At 73.5% G+C, this 14,584-nt stretch carries 14 protein-coding genes and 2 pseudogenes; 12 read left to right on the plus strand and 4 right to left on the minus strand.

Translation table 11 applies throughout. The features are described from left to right. Positions 1-262 precede the first annotated feature (262 nt). The gene (locus GPJ59_RS23365; RefSeq protein ID WP_219669509.1) at positions 263-466 is read right to left on the minus strand and encodes a hypothetical protein; all 204 of its coding nucleotides are present in this window, start codon (positions 464-466) and stop codon (positions 263-265) included. Positions 467-637: 171 nt separating this feature from the next. On the opposite strand from GPJ59_RS23365, the gene GPJ59_RS23370 reads away from it, so the two are divergent. From GPJ59_RS23370 to GPJ59_RS23380, 3 genes are read left to right on the plus strand one after another with little or no spacing between them, the layout of a single operon-like run. Then, entirely contained in the window at positions 638-1,174 is a 537-nt protein-coding gene (locus GPJ59_RS23370; RefSeq protein ID WP_308120433.1) for a GNAT family N-acetyltransferase, read from the plus strand. 35 nt (positions 1,175-1,209) lie between these two features. Then, positions 1,210-2,370, plus strand: a complete 1,161-nt coding sequence (locus GPJ59_RS23375) for a hypothetical protein (protein WP_219669493.1) — start codon at positions 1,210-1,212, stop codon at positions 2,368-2,370. Between the two features lie 7 nt (positions 2,371-2,377). Next, positions 2,378-3,307: a YDG/SRA domain-containing protein gene (locus tag GPJ59_RS23380; protein ID WP_219669494.1), complete on the plus strand. Its 930-nt coding sequence runs from the start codon at positions 2,378-2,380 to the stop codon at positions 3,305-3,307. A 35-nt stretch (positions 3,308-3,342) separates the two neighbouring features. On the opposite strand, the gene GPJ59_RS23385 is transcribed toward GPJ59_RS23380, so the two are convergent. Then, positions 3,343-4,338: an SEC-C domain-containing protein gene (locus GPJ59_RS23385; RefSeq protein WP_219669495.1), complete on the minus strand. Its 996-nt coding sequence runs from the start codon at positions 4,336-4,338 to the stop codon at positions 3,343-3,345. A 74-nt stretch (positions 4,339-4,412) separates the two neighbouring features. Here GPJ59_RS23385 and GPJ59_RS23390 point away from each other — a divergent pair, with 74 nt between their 5' ends. The 7 genes and pseudogenes from GPJ59_RS23390 to GPJ59_RS39075 all read left to right on the plus strand — a co-directional run. Next, positions 4,413-5,267 (plus strand): class E sortase, encoded by an 855-nt coding sequence (locus GPJ59_RS23390; RefSeq protein WP_219669496.1) that lies wholly within the window; start codon positions 4,413-4,415, stop codon positions 5,265-5,267. Positions 5,268-5,526: 259 nt separating this feature from the next. Beyond that, the gene (locus GPJ59_RS23395) at positions 5,527-5,814 is read left to right on the plus strand and encodes a DUF6412 domain-containing protein (RefSeq protein WP_219669505.1); all 288 of its coding nucleotides are present in this window, start codon (positions 5,527-5,529) and stop codon (positions 5,812-5,814) included. Between the two features lie 342 nt (positions 5,815-6,156). Then, on the plus strand, positions 6,157-6,930 hold the full coding sequence (locus GPJ59_RS23400; protein WP_219669497.1) for a YidC/Oxa1 family membrane protein insertase: 774 nt from the start codon (positions 6,157-6,159) through the stop codon (positions 6,928-6,930). Positions 6,931-7,021: 91 nt separating this feature from the next. Next, complete coding sequence (locus tag GPJ59_RS23405) at positions 7,022-7,159, plus strand: hypothetical protein (RefSeq protein WP_219669498.1); 138 nt, start codon at positions 7,022-7,024, stop codon at positions 7,157-7,159. A gap of 35 nt (positions 7,160-7,194) precedes the next feature. Continuing rightward, positions 7,195-7,293 (plus strand): DUF4158 domain-containing protein, encoded by a 99-nt coding sequence (locus GPJ59_RS39065; RefSeq protein WP_219669506.1) that lies wholly within the window; start codon positions 7,195-7,197, stop codon positions 7,291-7,293. A gap of 73 nt (positions 7,294-7,366) precedes the next feature. Further along, positions 7,367-7,498, plus strand: a pseudogene (locus tag GPJ59_RS39070) (hypothetical protein); the annotation flags it as partial. 51 nt (positions 7,499-7,549) lie between these two features. Beyond that, a pseudogene (locus tag GPJ59_RS39075) lies at positions 7,550-8,525 on the plus strand (Tn3 family transposase); the annotation flags it as partial. Between the two features lie 210 nt (positions 8,526-8,735). On the opposite strand, the gene GPJ59_RS23430 reads toward GPJ59_RS39075, so the two are convergent. Next, entirely contained in the window at positions 8,736-9,833 is a 1,098-nt protein-coding gene (locus tag GPJ59_RS23430) for a MerR family transcriptional regulator (RefSeq protein WP_219669508.1), read from the minus strand. A gap of 324 nt (positions 9,834-10,157) precedes the next feature. Here GPJ59_RS23430 and GPJ59_RS23435 point away from each other — a divergent pair, with 324 nt between their 5' ends. After that, a complete protein-coding gene (locus GPJ59_RS23435; protein WP_219669501.1) occupies positions 10,158-11,015 on the plus strand; it encodes a fumarylacetoacetate hydrolase family protein in 858 nt (285 codons plus the stop codon). A 116-nt stretch (positions 11,016-11,131) separates the two neighbouring features. On the opposite strand, the gene GPJ59_RS23440 is transcribed toward GPJ59_RS23435, so the two are convergent. Further along, on the minus strand, positions 11,132-12,271 hold the full coding sequence (locus GPJ59_RS23440; RefSeq protein WP_219669502.1) for a Gfo/Idh/MocA family protein: 1,140 nt from the start codon (positions 12,269-12,271) through the stop codon (positions 11,132-11,134). Positions 12,272-12,326: 55 nt separating this feature from the next. Here GPJ59_RS23440 and GPJ59_RS23445 point away from each other — a divergent pair, with 55 nt between their 5' ends. Continuing rightward, positions 12,327-13,505 (plus strand): ROK family transcriptional regulator, encoded by a 1,179-nt coding sequence (locus GPJ59_RS23445; RefSeq protein ID WP_308120434.1) that lies wholly within the window; start codon positions 12,327-12,329, stop codon positions 13,503-13,505. The last annotated feature ends 1,079 nt before the right edge of the window (positions 13,506-14,584 follow it).

Raw genomic sequence — 14,584 nt, forward strand, 5'->3', positions numbered from 1 at the left:
TTTTTTTTTCCAAAACAGAGGCGGAAACACAAACCCGCCCCGGTTCCCGGGGGCTGGGAAGTCTGTAAAAGAGACGGGCCCCCCCCCCCCCAGCGGCCCCTCCCGCCCCCCCCGCCCCCCCGCGTCCCCGCCACCAACCCCCGCCGCGGCCACCGCCGCCGTAGGCACCTGCGTCATTCCTCGACCAACCTCCCCGTACACGACGTACGCGACGTACACACGCCGTACGCGACGTACACGATCATCTCTTCCGATCCCGAGGCTAACGCGCCGCCTGGCGGCCCGGCCGCGCCCGCCGGGGCGCGGCAGCCCGCCGCGCGCCCACGACCACCGCCGTGCCCAGCACCAGCACCGCCCCGCCGACCAGCCCGTCGGGCAGCGCCTCGCGCACGTCGGCGGGCAGCAGTGCCACCGCCCCCAGCACCACCAGGAACGCGACTCCGCACCCGCCCACGGCGAGCAGCAACAACCTCTCCACGCGGTACCAACGCCCACCCCCCGCGTCCCGACACGGGGCATTTGTCGCACACTCGCCGGATCCGCGAACTCGCCGCGCGCCGCAACCCGCACCCCCTACAGTCGCTCTTACGAGCAAAGCCGGAGAAACCATCCCCCACCCACCCAGGAGCCGACAACCGTGATCAGTTACGGACCGGCGGTCCTCGACCTCGCCGACGAACTCGTCGAGGCCTACGCCGACGTCTTCTCGGGCCCGCCGTGGAACGAAGACGCAGAAACCATTCGTCAGTTCGCATCCCGGCTCCGGACCGACGCTCGCCGCCCCGGCTTCCGTACCGTCTTCGCCCGGTCCGACGCCGGCATCGACGGCTTCGCCACCGGCTGGCTCACCCGCGACCCCTTCCCAGAGGACCGCGCGTACGGCCACGTCGCCGCCCAGCTGGGCCAGGACCGGGTCCGGGAACTCCTCGTCGGAGCCCTGGAGATGGACGAACTCGCCGTACGAGCCCACGCCCGCGGCCGCGGCACCGGCCGTGCCCTGCTCGCCGAGATCACGGCCGACGCCCCTGACGGGCGCGCCTGGCTGCTCACCGCCCGCCGGGCCACCGACACCGTGGCCACCTACCGCCGACTCGGCTGGCACGAGGTCCCCCCGCTGCCCGGCACCGAGAACGCCGTCATCGTCTTCCTCGGCCCGGACCACCCGAATCACTGAGCGTCACCACCGCCCCGGGTGGGCATACCCCGCCCATGAAGCACACGACACCCTCGCCCACCACCCATCCGACACCTACCACTCGACCCGCTTCCACCACCCGACCCCCGTCGCCCACCCGCACGGCCCCGCCCACGCGACGCCCCCTTTCCAGCGCTCCGCCCACGCGACGCCCCACCCACCCCACCCGCGCGACTCCGACACCCACCGCCCGCCCCACCCAACTGGGCCTGGCCACCCGCCACCAGCTCCTCCGCAGCGGCATCTCCCCGAGCACGCTCACCCGACGTACCCGCGCCGGCGGCCCATGGCAGCGTCTGCTGCCCCGCGTCTACCTCCTCCAGACCGGCCCGCCCAGCCCGCGCCAACGTGCCCTGGCCGCCGTCCTGTACGCCGCCCGGCCCGACGCCGACCCCCTGGCCGGTACCACCGCCGCCCTCACCGGCGGCGCCGCCCTCGCCCTGCTCGGCATCCGCGACGCCCCGCCCACCCCGCTCGACGTGGTGGTCCGCGCCCCGCGCCGGGTCGCCCCGCTGCCCGGCGTCCGGCCCGTGCCCACGACCCGCTGGCCGGCCACGATGTCCGTCACCGGCGTCCCCTGCACCCGCCCCCTGCGCGCCGCCGCCGACTTCGCCGCCCGCGCCACGGACCCCGCTCTGGTCCGCTCGGTCCTGGCCAACACCGTCCAGTCCGGCTGGTGCCACCCCGCCGACCTGTACGCCGAACTCCGCTCCGCCCGGCTCCTGACCCGCCCCGCCGTCGCCAAGGCCGCCGCCGAACTCCTCGCCGGCGTCCGCTCCATCGCCGAGGCGCACGCCCGCGACGCCCTGGCCGCCACCGACCTCCCGACCCCGCTGTGGAACGCCCGCCTCTACGCCGCCGACGGCACCTTCTTGGCCAGCCCGGACGCGTACTGGCCGGACGAGGGCGTGGCCCTGGAGATCGACTCGGCCGAGTACCACTACACCCGCGACGCCTGGCACGCGACCCTGCGCCGCCGCCTCCGCCTCGAAGCCCACGGCGTCCTGGTCGTCTCGGCCACCCCGTCGATGGTCCGCGACATCCCGCACGAGGTCGCCGCAGCCGTCCGCGCCCTCCTCACCCTCACCACCCCCCGCCCCGCACCCCCCACAGCCACAGCCCGCGGCCACCAACAGCTCCCGCTACCCCTCCCCCTCCCCACCCGCTTGGCATGATGCGGTCATGGCAAAGAAGACCTTGAGTTCGATTGCGTTCGGCACCCCGGAGGGTGTGGCGGAAGGTGACCGGTTCGACAGTCACGCGGCCCTGCACGCCGCCAAGTTGCACCGCTTCAGCGGTCGCGGAATCTCCGGTGTTGAACACACGGGAGCCGATTCGATCGTCCTCTCGGGCGGCTATGTCGATGACCGGGACCAGGGCGATCTGATCATCTACACCGGCGAGGGCGGCCGTGACCGCCACACCGGACGTATGGTCGCCGACCAATCACTCGCCGACGCGGGCAACGCGGCGCTCGTCACCTCCCAGGCCAAGGGGTACGAGGTCCGGGTGATCGAAGGCCTCGACATTTCGGGCGGCAAGCGCCGAAGGGCGCGGGGTGGATACCTCTACCGAGGCCTGTACCGCGTCGCCGAGCACTGGCTGACCGTAGGGCAAGAGGGCTTCACCATCTGTCAGTTCAAACTGCTCAAGCTCCAGCCCGGGGAGAAGCCCACGCCGCAGTACGTGGACCCGCTGCCCGGGGTGGAGACCGGCTTCGAGGAGCAGGTGCGGCGATACATCACCCAGAGCCGCCTGGCCCGAGACTCCAAGATCGTGCGCAAGGTGAAGGAGATGTACGACCACACCTGCCAGATCTGCAGCCTGCGGCTGGTCGTATCGGTCACGGGTGAGGCGTACAGCGAAGCCGCACACATACAGGCGGTCGGTAAGCCGCACCTCGGCGAGGACAGGATCGAGAACGTCCTGTGCCTGTGCCCCAACTGCCATGCCCTCTTCGATCGGGGCGCACTTCAGCTCACCGACGACCTGCTCGTCATCGACGGGCTCACCGGCGCGGTGCGGGCGCCGTTGCGGCGCATCGAGGGGCACGACATCGGCATGAAATACGCGCGCCGACACCGCGAGCGCTGGGCCAACCGCCTGCCCTAAGACGACGTCCAAGACAGGCGGCCCGGGCATAGCTCCTACTGACCGTGGCAGGAGCCGTACGGCTTGCCTGAGGTGCACCAGCACGGGGACGTCGGGGTGGGGGGCCAGGGGGTGGCCTTGCCTCGGGCGGCGAGGGTGGTGGCGTATTCGGCCAGGAGGGAGGGGGAGGCCGGGGAGGTGCGCTCGGAGGCGGCGAAGGCTTCGTACGACGGGACGTTGCCCGTGACGATGCCGAGGTTCGTCGTGCCCGAGGCGGCCAGGGCGCGCAGTGAGGCTTCGATCTGGGCCAGGTGGGAGTCGTGGGACGGGTACTCGGTGGCGAGGGTCGGGTAGGCCGTGAGGAGTTCGGCCAGTTCCGCGGCCGGCCAGTGCAGCAGGGCCACCGGGAAGGGCCGGGAGAGGGCGGCGCGGCGGTCGCCGAGTTCGGCGCGGAGCCGGGCGATCTCGGCCCGCAGTTCGGCCGGGTCGTTGGAGCCGAGGGCCCAGATGCGCTTGGGGTCGTGGAGCTCGTCGAGCGGGATGGGGCCGGTGTGGCGGGTGTCGGCGACCATGTCCCAGTCGTCGTGAGGGAGCCCGAGGAGGCGGCGTACCCGGTGGCGGCCGGTGAGCAGGGCCGTGGTCGCCGGGGTGAGGGGGGCGTCGTCGGCGACGAGGAGGGTGGCGGCCTGGGTGAAGGCCTCGTGGGAGGCGTCCAGCTCGTCGTGGGCTTCGAGGGCCTCGGCGATCACCTCCCAGGGCGCCGGGTCGGTCGGGGCGGCGTCGCGGATGCCCGAGATCAGGGCGCGGGCCTCGGCCTCGTGGCCGTACTCCCAGAGGTTGGCGGCCTGGAGGGCCTTGATGAGGTGGAGGTTGGCCGGGGCACCCGCGAGGAGCTGGTCGTACAAGGCGCTGGCGCGGTCCCGGGCGTCGGCCAGTTCGAGGTGGGCCGCGGCCTGGAGGAGCAGTGGCTCCTGGTCCTCGGGGTAGCGGTGCGCCGTGCGGATGAGGCGCTCGGCTTCGGCGATGTGCTCGGCAGGCGTGTCGGGGCGCATGGTTCACACCGTACTGCTGCTGGTCAGTTGACGGGGGAGGACTTAGGGTGCGGGCCGTGCGGGATCACCTTCGTGTGGCGGTACAGGGGAGCAGGCGGCAGGTGCGGCGGGCGCGGGCCGCGCGGGCGCTGTGGGTGTGCGCCGAGGTGATCACCACGGTGGGCGTGGTGGTCGCGTTGCTGGTGGTGCACCAGGTGTGGTGGACCAACCGGCAGGCGGCGGCCGGGGCCCGAGAGCTGGTTCGGGGGCTGGAGGGGGAGTGGGAGCGGGGGCGGGGTGGTGGCGGGGGAGCGGGAGCGCTGCCCGGCCTTCCGTCCGGCCTCCCGGCCGAGCCGTCGACCGGTGCGGGTGCGGGTGGCGGTGCCGGTGACTTGCCGGAGCCGTTGCCCGGTGAGGGGGCCGGGGGAGGGGATCCCGCCGGTTCCGGTGCCGGTGCCGCGCCTGGGCCCGGAGGCGATGGCGGGACGGGGCCGCGGCGGGACCAGGCGTACGCCGTGCTGCGGATCCCGCGGCTCGGGGTGGCCGCACCGGTCGCGGAGGGCGTGGGCCGGCGGGGCGTCCTGGACAAGGGGTACGTCGGACACTACCCGGGGACGGCGCAGCCGGGCGCCCGCGGGAACTTCGCGGTGGCGGGCCACCGCAACACGCACGGCGAGCCGTTCCGGTACGTGAACCGGCTGCGGGCCGGCGACGAGATCCTGGTGGACGTGCGGGGCGGACGGTTCACCTACGTCGTGGACTCGATCCTGCCGCAGACCACGGCCCGGGACGGCGGGGTGATCGCGCCGGTGCCGCGGAGCGCGGTCCGGCCCGAGTACGGGTACGGCGCGCCGGGCTCGTACATCACGCTGACGACCTGCACGCCCGAGTACACCTCCACGTACCGGCTGGTCGTATGGGGCACGTTGAAAGCGGCTGCCGGCGGCTGACGGGGGCGTGGGGGAGTGGGTGGGGGCGAGGGGCCGTTGTCGGTGGGGCCGGTTACGATCGGAAGCGACATCGAACACGACATCGGGTCAACGGGGAGGAGGGACGCCTGTGTTCAGGTCCAGGTCCAGGTCCAGGTCCAGGTCCAGGTCCAAGTATCGGTCGCAGGGAAGCGGTGGCGCGTGGTCGTCCCTGCTCGCGTCGGCGTCGCAGAGCGTGTTGAACGTGCTGGGTGTGCTGAGTGTGCTGAGTGTGCTCGGCATGTTCGGTCCGGTGCTCCTCGCCTCGCTCGGTGAGGGTGGCGGGGCCGGCGGTTCGGCGGGTCTTGCCGCCGTCGTGACCGTGGCGGCCACCGCCGCGGTGGGGGCGGCGCTGGCCCTCTGCGCGGCCTTCGCGGCCCGCTGTGCGCGCCCCGTGCCACCGACCCGAATACGGACCGCGATCCGTGATCGCGAGCAGCGTACGGCGTTCCTGCCGCAGCGCGACCCCGACGCCCAGGGCCGGTCGCGACCCAGGGCACCCGGTCGTCCCGTCCTGACGGCCGCGTAGGGGCGCCCCAGCTCGGCTGGTGGCCCATCGGCCCGCTCGCCTGTAGGTCAGTTGACGACCCCGTCGGTCGGTCGACGGCCTGACGGCCAGCGGCCTGTTGGTTCGCCGGTGCTGCCTGCTGCTTCGTCTCGGTTGCCTGCTTGCCAGCTCCTCCTGCTTGCTCGCTCGGCTCCTTGACCGCATTGCTCCTTGGCTCCTCGCCTCGTTCGGGGAACATCCGGTTCTTCGTTGCGAGCGACGCCTGCGCCTGCTCCTTGCTGTGCCGCCCCCGCGCGGCTCGTCACGCCGAAACGCACTGCCTCGCACCGTTCGACGTTCGACGAGACCCTTCGGAGGGCCCGCGTGTCCGTTTTCACCGATCTTGTTGCTCAACTGGCCCGGCTGCTGGAGCCGGTCCTGGCGCAGTCCGCGACCGCTGCCGCGATCGTGCTGTTCACCGTGCTGGTGCGGCTGCTGCTGCACCCGCTGAACCGTGCCGCGTTCCGCGGCGCGACCCCCGCTGCCGGGTGCCTGCCGGTGCTGCTCCAGCTGCCGGTGTTCTTCGTGATGTACCAGGCCTTCTCCGCCTCCGAGGTCGGCGGGAAGGCGAACGAACTGCTGGATCACCGGCTGTTCGCGGCCCGGCTGGGAGACCGCTGGATCGACGCGCTCCGGGCGGACGGGGTCGTGGGAGGCCCGGGGCTGGTGTTCCTCGCGCTGTTCGCGGCGATCGCGGCGGTGGCCGCGTGGAGTGCGGTGCGGGGCCGGCGCGCGGCGGCGCAGGCGGACGAGTCCGGGCAGGCGGGCGCGCCCGCATTGCCCGTACTGCCCGTACGCGGGACTGCCGCGCCGACGCCGGAGCAGCAGGAGGCCGTCCGCAAGGTGGCCGGCCTGCTGCCGCTGCTGTCGTTCGGGACGCTGGTCACCGCCGCCGTGGTGCCGCTGGCGGCCGGCCTCTACCTGCTGACCACGACCGCGTGGAGCGTGGCCGAGCGCGCCTGGCTCCAGCGCGGGTCCCGGCCGGGGGCGGAGGCCGCTGCGAACGTCGACGCGAAGGCCGGCGCCAAGGCCGATGCCAAGGTCGACGCGAAGGCCGATGCGAAGGCCGTTCCGGCGGCCGATTCCGGGTGTGAGTAGTTGCAGTACATAAAGTGCCGCGCTGAGATTGATCATGGTCGGCCAGCGCAGGGGATGCGGCTGCCACTGGGGTTCACGGAAAGGTCGCCGGGTGACTGTTGGCGCTGGCTACGGTCCGCCTCGTGCCGGTGGAGCAGGCCGAGGCGAGGCGTACGGGACGTTCTCCCAGGCGCCCACGCGTCCGGAGCTGGAGCGGTTCTTCTTCCTCGATGACGACGACGTGACCTGATCGCGCTGCGGCGTACGGACGCGCACCGGCTGGGCATGGCGGTGCAGATCTGCGCCGTCCGCTACATCGGCCGGTTCCTGGGCGACGGTCCGCTGGCGGTGCCGGGGGAGGTCGTGGAGTACCTGGCCGGGTAGCTCGGCATCGAGGACGCGTCGTGCGTGAAGCGGTACCCCGGGCGGCAGGACGCCGTGCGAGCACGCGGAGGAGATCCAGGAGCGGTTCAGGTACCGCGACTTCACCGACCGGCGGTGGGGGCGGGGTTCCGAGCGGTTCCTGTACGGGCGGGCGTGGACGCACGCCGAGGGGCTGGTGGCGCTGTTCAACCACGCGGTTACGTGGCTGCGGAAGAACCAGGTGCTGCTGCCGGGGGTGTCGGTGCCGGCCCGGCAGGTGTCGGAGGACGACGGGTCGGCCGAAGCCGCGATGCGCGAGAAACTCGGCCTGCGCTGCAACACCGTGCGCCCGTTCCTGTCCCTGCCGGGCGAGTCGGAGGCGCTGGACGCGGCCCCGGTCGGGCGGCGCATCCTCAGGTCGGTGCGCCGCCGCCCCGCCCTCTCGCGCCGCCGGGCGGTTTTCTCCAATGCCAACTGCCCCAGGGCGCCGTCGACCGGGACGCGTACGTGGTGTGCGTGCTGGAGCGGCTGCACCGCGCGCTGAACCGGCGCGACGTCTTCGCGGCACCCTCGAACCGGTGGGCGGACCCGCGCGCCCGGCTGCCGGACGGTCCGCGGTGGGAGACGATGCGCCCGGACGTGCTCGCGGGCCTGTCCCTGACCGAGGACGCGACCGAGCACCTGGCCCAGCTCACGCGCGGGCTGGATGGGCGTGGCGGCAGATGGCCGACCGCCTGAAGGGGGCCGGCGCCGACGCGGAGGTGGAGATCGTCGTTCCCGCGGGCGGGGGACGTGCCCGGCTGAGCGTGGACAAGCTGGGCGCGGTGGGCGAGCCGGAGTCGCTGACCTGGCTGAAGGCCACCACGCAGGCGATGCTGCCCAGGATCGTCCTGCCGGACTTGCTGTTCGAGGTTCTCTCCTGGACCGGGTTCCTCGACTCCTTCCGGCACGTCTCCGACCGGCGTATCCGCATGAAGGGGCTGCTCGTCTCCCTGGTTGCCCTGCTGGTCTCCCAGAGCTGCAACATCGGGCCGGCCCCGGTCATCGACCCGAACAACAAGGCGCTGACCCGCTCGCGGCTCTCGTACGTCGACCAGAACTACGTGCGCGCCGACACCGTCGCCGCGGCGAACGCCGCGCTGATCGGCGCGCAGTCCCGCATCGAGCTGGCCCGGCTGTGGGGCGGCGGACTGCTCGCCTCCGTTGGCGGCCTGCGCTTCGTCGTCCCCGTCATGAGCATCAACACTCGGCCGGGTCGCTCGTCACTGACCAGGTGTGGGCCTACGGCTTGCTGTGGATGTTCGGCCGCGAGGGGCACCCGACCCCGCTGGGGGCGGCGTTCGCCGTGTACGGGCGGATCGACAAGGCGATGCACCTGCTCGTCCTGGTCGACCCGGTGGACGACACCTGCCGGCGGCTGATGCCGGCAGCTCACCGTGCAGGAGTCCCGCCACCGGCCGGCCTCAAGCTATGAGCAGGCGGAGGCCGAGGTCTGCCGTGTCGAGGTGGGCGAGGTCGCTGTTGCGCTCGGCCCACCGGCCGGAGTCGAGGTCGTCGCGGAGGTTTCGCACCGCCCGCTGCTCGGCCTCCGGCCCGACCCTCGTCCACACCGACATCGCACGGCGGACGTGCTCCTCCAGATACGCCCCCGGTCTGCGCCAGTACGCCTCGAACAGGCCGTCAGCGCAGTCCCACGGGATGGGCACCGGCTCGGCGCGGGCGCCGATCGCGTCGGCCATCCCCGCCAGTGAGGGAAATTCTGCGAGCATGGCGGCGAACTCGGGCAGGTAGTCGCGGGTGAGCCAGAACCGGTCCTGCCATCCGGGCTCGTCGGTGTCGAACGTCAGCACCACCACGCGGCGGGCCACGCGCCGCATCTCGCGCAGCCCCGCTATCGGGTCCCCCCAGTGGTGAACAGTGGAGACGGCCATCGCGACGTCGAAGGACTGGTCCTCGAACGGCAGGCTCTCCGCGGCGGCGGCCACGCACGGCGCCGAGCCGGCAGGCCGCTGACGCCGCATGACCTCCGACGGCTCCACCGCGGTCACCTCGCGATCAGCCGGCTCGTAGGAGCCGGTGCCGGCCCCGACATTCAGCACCGTCCGCGCGTCCCCGAGCGCGTCCAAGATCTGCGCTGCGATCCGCGGCTCGGTACGCCGCGTCGCTGTGTAAGCGCCGCCGATCGCGTCGTACAGCCGTGCACCGAGCATCCCCAGTTGCTCCTCCGGTGTCACCTTCAGTCCCCTCGCCCGTGCCTCAAGTTCCCTGTCGATGGCCGCCACCATGGCGTCAGCACGATCACGCCGCTCCAGCAGCAGGTCACGCAGTCGGCGCAGGTGCGCGACCGCGTCGGTGGACGAGTCGCCGACCAGGTCCGCAACCTCCCGCAACCCGAAGCCCAGCCGCCGGTAGGCCAGTACCTCCCGCAGCCGCTCGACGTCACCCGCCGAGTAGGCCCGGTACCCACCCGCGGTCCGTGCCGACGGACGCACGAGGCCGATCTCGTCATAGTGATGCAGCGTGCGGACGCTCACGCCGGCCAGCTCGGCCACGCGCCCCACGGTCCAGTGATCTTCCACGGCTCCGACTATGCAGCCTGACGTCACGTGAGGGTCAAGAGTCGCACTCATGAAGCGCAAGAGCTGGCGCGGAGGCCGTGGCCGCACGCCGTGGCCGCACGCCGTAGCCGCGCGCCGTGGTGGCCGCGGTGGGCGCGGCGGCCGTGGTGGCCGTGGTGGCCGTAGTGGTCGTTCCGGTATGTGAACGGGGTCTTGCGGATTGTTCCGGCTTCTTGGAGGATCGGCCAATCCTCCGATGGCCGCAACCCATCGTCCGGCCCGGGGCATGCCCACGGGCCGACCACCCTCGACCACGGGAGAATGCCCATGAAGCTGCTGCGAGTCGGACCCGCCGGGGCCGAGCGTCCCGCGCTGCTCGACCAGGACGGGACCCTGCGGGACCTGTCGGGTCTGATCACGGACGTGGACGGTGCGCTCCTGGCCGACGACGCCGAGCTGTCCCGCGTCCGGGATGCGGCGGAGTCCGGGCGGCTTCCGGTGCTCGACGCCGAAGGGCTGCGCGTCGGTGCGCCGGTCGGCCGGATCGGCAAGGTCGTGGGCATCGGCCTGAACTACCACGGCCACGCCGCCGAGGTGGGTGCGGCGACACCGGAGGAGCCGATCATGTTCCTCAAGGCGCCCGACACGGTCGTCGGCCCCGACGACAACGTGCTGATCCCGCGCGGCAGCGTCAAGACGGACTGGGAGGCCGAGCTCGGCGTCGTCATCGGCAGCACCGCCCGCTACCTCGGCTCCGCCGAGGAGGGCCTGGCGCACGTCGGGGGCTACGTCCTCGTCAACGACGTCTCGGAGCGCGAGTTCCAGATCGAGCGCGGCGGTACCTGGGACAAGGGCAAGAACTGCGAGACCTTCACCCCGCTCGGCCCGTGGCTGGTCACGGCCGACGAGATCCCGGACCCGCAGGTCCTGGACGTGCGGCTGTGGGTCAACGGCGAGCTCAAGCAGGACGGCTCGACCTCCGACCAGATCTTCCCGGTCGGCGAGGTCGTGCGGTACCTGAGCCGGTTCATGACCCTCTACCCCGGCGACGTCATCGTCACCGGCACCCCGGCCGGTGTCGCGATGGGGCAGCCGGAGCCGAAGCCGTACCTGCGGGCCGGGGACGTGGTGGAGGTCGAGATCGACCGGCTGGGTCGCCAGCGGCAGGAGTTCAAGAGCGCCTGAGCGAGTCCTTGGTCCTCCGGCCGGGTCACCGGACCCGGCCGGAGGGGCAGGGCCGGGCCGGAGGTCCAGGGCCGGGCCGACCGGAGGCAGGGCCGGGGCCGACCGCGGTCGTGCCGTCAGGCCGGCCGCGGCAGCTCCACCGCCACGCCCTCGTGCGACGAGCGGCGCGCCGCCTCCAGTACGTCGAGGCACTGCGCGGCCTCGTACGCCGTCACGGGCGCCGGGCCGCCCGTGCGCAGTGCGGACTCGACCGCCGCGTAGTACGCCGGGTAGTCGCCGGGCTCCGTCCGTACGGGCAGCCCGCCGCCCGTCAGCGGGGACTCGCCCGAGCCCACCCGGCCCCAGCAGCGCTCCGGCTCCTCGCCCCACGGCCGGTCCGGCTCCGCGCCCGGCCGTCGGCCCTCGCGCAGTGCGGCCTCCTGCGGGTCGAGGCCGTACTTGACGTAGCCGGCCGTCGAGCCCAGCACCCGGAACCGCGGGCCCAGCTGGGCCGTGGTGGCGCTCACGTAGAGGTGGGAGCGGACCCCGCCGGCATGGGTGAGCGCGATGAACGTGTCGTCGTCGGTCTGCGCGCCCGGCCGCCGTACGTCGGTCTCGGCGTAGACCCGGACCGCCGGGCCGAACAGCATCAGCGCCTGGTCGACGACGTGGCTGCCCAGGTCGTAGAGCAGTCCGCCGATCTCCTCCGGGGCCCCGGACTCGCGCCAGCCGCCCTTCAGCTGGGGGCGCCAGCGCTCGAAGCGGGACTCGAAGCGCTGGATCTCGCCGAGCTCGCCGGTGGCGAGGAGGCGGCGCAGGGTGAGGAAGTCGTTGTCCCAGCGGCGGTTCTGGAAGACCGACAGGAACGTCTCCCGCTCGTCGGCGAGCGCGGCCAGCGCGCGGGCCTCCGCGGCGGTCGCGGCCAGCGGCTTGTCCACCACCACCGGGACCCGGGCCTCCAGCGCGGCGATGGCCAGCGGCACGTGGGTCTTGTTGGGCGAGGCGACCACCACGAGGTCGAGGCCGCGGTCCCAGAGCTCGCCCGGGCGGTCGGCCAGGTGCGCGTCCGGGTACGCGGCGCGGGCGGCGGCGCGGCGGTCCGGGTTGGCGGTGACCACCGTGTCCAGGACCAGGCCGTCGGTGGCGGTGACGAGCGGGGCGTGGAAGACGGAGCCGGCGAGTCCGTAGCCGACGAGGCCGACGCGGAGGGGGCGCGGCCGGTCGGCGGCGGGCGTGGTGGTGGCGTGGGGGTCGGTGCTGCCGTTCGTGCCGTTCATGCCCCTACTTTGGCAACGCTGTTGCCGAAGTGCAAGGACAGGCGACAATGGCCTGGTGAACAGGGGTAACGGCGGTTTCAATCTCCCGGCACTGCGCAGCCACAACACCGCGCTGGTGCTCGACCTGCTGCGGGGCGCGGGTACGCGCGGGCTGCCCGGCATCGGCCGGGGCGAGCTGGCCGAGCGTACGGGGCTCACCCCGCAGGCCGTCAGCAAGATCACGGCGCGGCTGCGGGCGGAGGGCCTGGTGGCCGAGGCGGGCCGCGGCGAGTCCACCGGGGGTAAGCCGCGCACGCTGCTGCGGCTGGTGCCGGAGGCCGGCCACGCGGTGGGCGTGCACCTGGACCGCGACGAGCTGCGTGTGGTGCGGCTGGATCTGGCGGGACAGGTGGTGGCCGAGCGGCGCGGACCGCTGGACTTCGGGGCCGGGCCGGAGGCGGTGGTCGACGAGGTCGTACGGGCGGTGCGCGCGGCGGCGCCGGTGGGGATGGCTGTGCCGGAGGGGGCGCCTGTGCCAGAGGGGGCGCCTGTGCCGGAGGGGGCGCCTGTGTCTGAGGGGACAGTGGTGCCGGACGGGGCGGCGGTGCTGGACGGTACGGCCGTGCTGGGGGTGGGGGTCGCGGCGCCCGGCCCGCTGGACCGCCGGGCCGGAGTGCTGGGCCGGGTCACCGGGTATCCGGCGTGGGCGGGGTTCGCGCTGCGGGAGGTGCTGGAGGGGCGGCTGGGTGTGCCGGTCCTGCTGGACAAGGACACCAACGCGGGGGCGGCCGAGGCCGCCGTAATGGGTGCCGGGGACTCGGTGTACGTGCACGTCGGTACCGGGGTCGGAGCCGGGCTCTGCCTGGGCGGCGAGGTGTACCGGGGCGGCCGGTCGGGCGCGGGGGAGTTCGGACACCAGGTGCTGCTGCTGGACGGGCCGACGTGCCGGTGCGGGGCGCGCGGCTGCGTGGAGGTGCTGTGCCTGGACGCGGTGGCGCGCGGGGACACGGCGGAGGCGGCGCGCGTACTGGGCGAGGCGGCGGCGAACCTGGTCGCGCTGCTGGACGTGGACCGGGTGCTGCTGGGCGGGCGCGTGGTGGCGGCCGCCCCGGCGGCGTTCGTCACCGGGGTCGGCGCGGTGCTGGCGGCCCGCGCGCTGGGCCCGACCACCGCCACGGTCGCCCTGGCCCCGGGCGGCGTGGCGGAGGGCGCGGCGGAACTCGTCCTGGGCCCGGTCTTCGGCCGCGCCCGCTGAGCGATTGCTTGCCGGCGGCGCGAGGGTACGGGGCGCAGCGCGCAGCGCGTCCAGGTCTTCGGCTTCGGCCGGGTTGGCCAGCTTGGCCTGCTCAGCCTCAGCTTGTCCGGCCTGCTCGTTCGGCCTTGGCGTGCCTGACTCGTTCGGCCCTGGGCCGTGCGTCCCCCGGCCTGCTTGTTCGACCCCAGGCTGCTCGGCTCCGGCAGCTCGTTCGGATCTTGGCCTGCTTGCCTTGTTCGGCCTCGGCCTCAGGGTGTCCGATCTCGGCGGGCTCGGCTCGTTCGGCTGAGGCCTGTCCGGCCCCGGCACGTGCGTCCCGGCCTGCTTGTTCGGCCGCAGGCTGTTCAGCCCCGGCCAGCCTGTTCGGGTCGTGCCCTGCTTGGCCTGCTTGGCTTGTTCGGCCCGGGCTTGTTCGGACTCGGCCCGGTCGGCCTCGGCCTGTTCCGCCTCGGCCCGTCAGGCCTGCTCGGCTCGTTCGGCCGCGGCCAGCTTGTTCGGCCCTGACCTGCCTGGCCTGCCTGGCCTGCCTGGACCCCTGGACCGCCCGGCCTGCCCGGCCCGCCCGGCCCCGGCCCGTTCGGCCGCTTCGGCCCTGTGTCGGCTGCCGTCGGCCTTGTGCTCGTCCGGGCGGGTTCGGCTGCCGGTTGCGTCGTTCCTCGGGCGGGCGGGCGGTGTCCCGTCGTCGTACGCGGGGCCGTACGACGGGTCGTGTCTCCGCCGGACGGGCGTAATCCAGGGGCCTGTGCGCGCGGCGGCCGGAAGGCGGGTGCGCGCGCGTGGGAAGGTGCGGCGGGCAGGGGCGGGGTGATGGTCACCTCGTCAGACCATCGTCCGTCGCGCCCCGTCCATCGTCCGGCGAAGCTACGAAGGCCTCCCATGCGTGTACGCACAGCCCTCGGTCTCACCGCCGTACTGTTCGCTGCGACTGCGACTGCGACTGCGACTGCGACTGCGGCCGCAAGTGAGCCGGTCACCGCCGCCGCAGGCGAGCCGGTGGCCGCGCCGGCCGCGGTCGCCCCCGCCCCCGCGGCCGCTTCCGTCAAGGACGCCCCCGCCCCGCCCCGCGGGAAGGATCCGGC

Source organism: Streptomyces bambusae, assembly GCF_019400985.1.
Lineage (GTDB): Bacteria > Actinomycetota > Actinomycetes > Streptomycetales > Streptomycetaceae > Streptomyces > Streptomyces bambusae_A.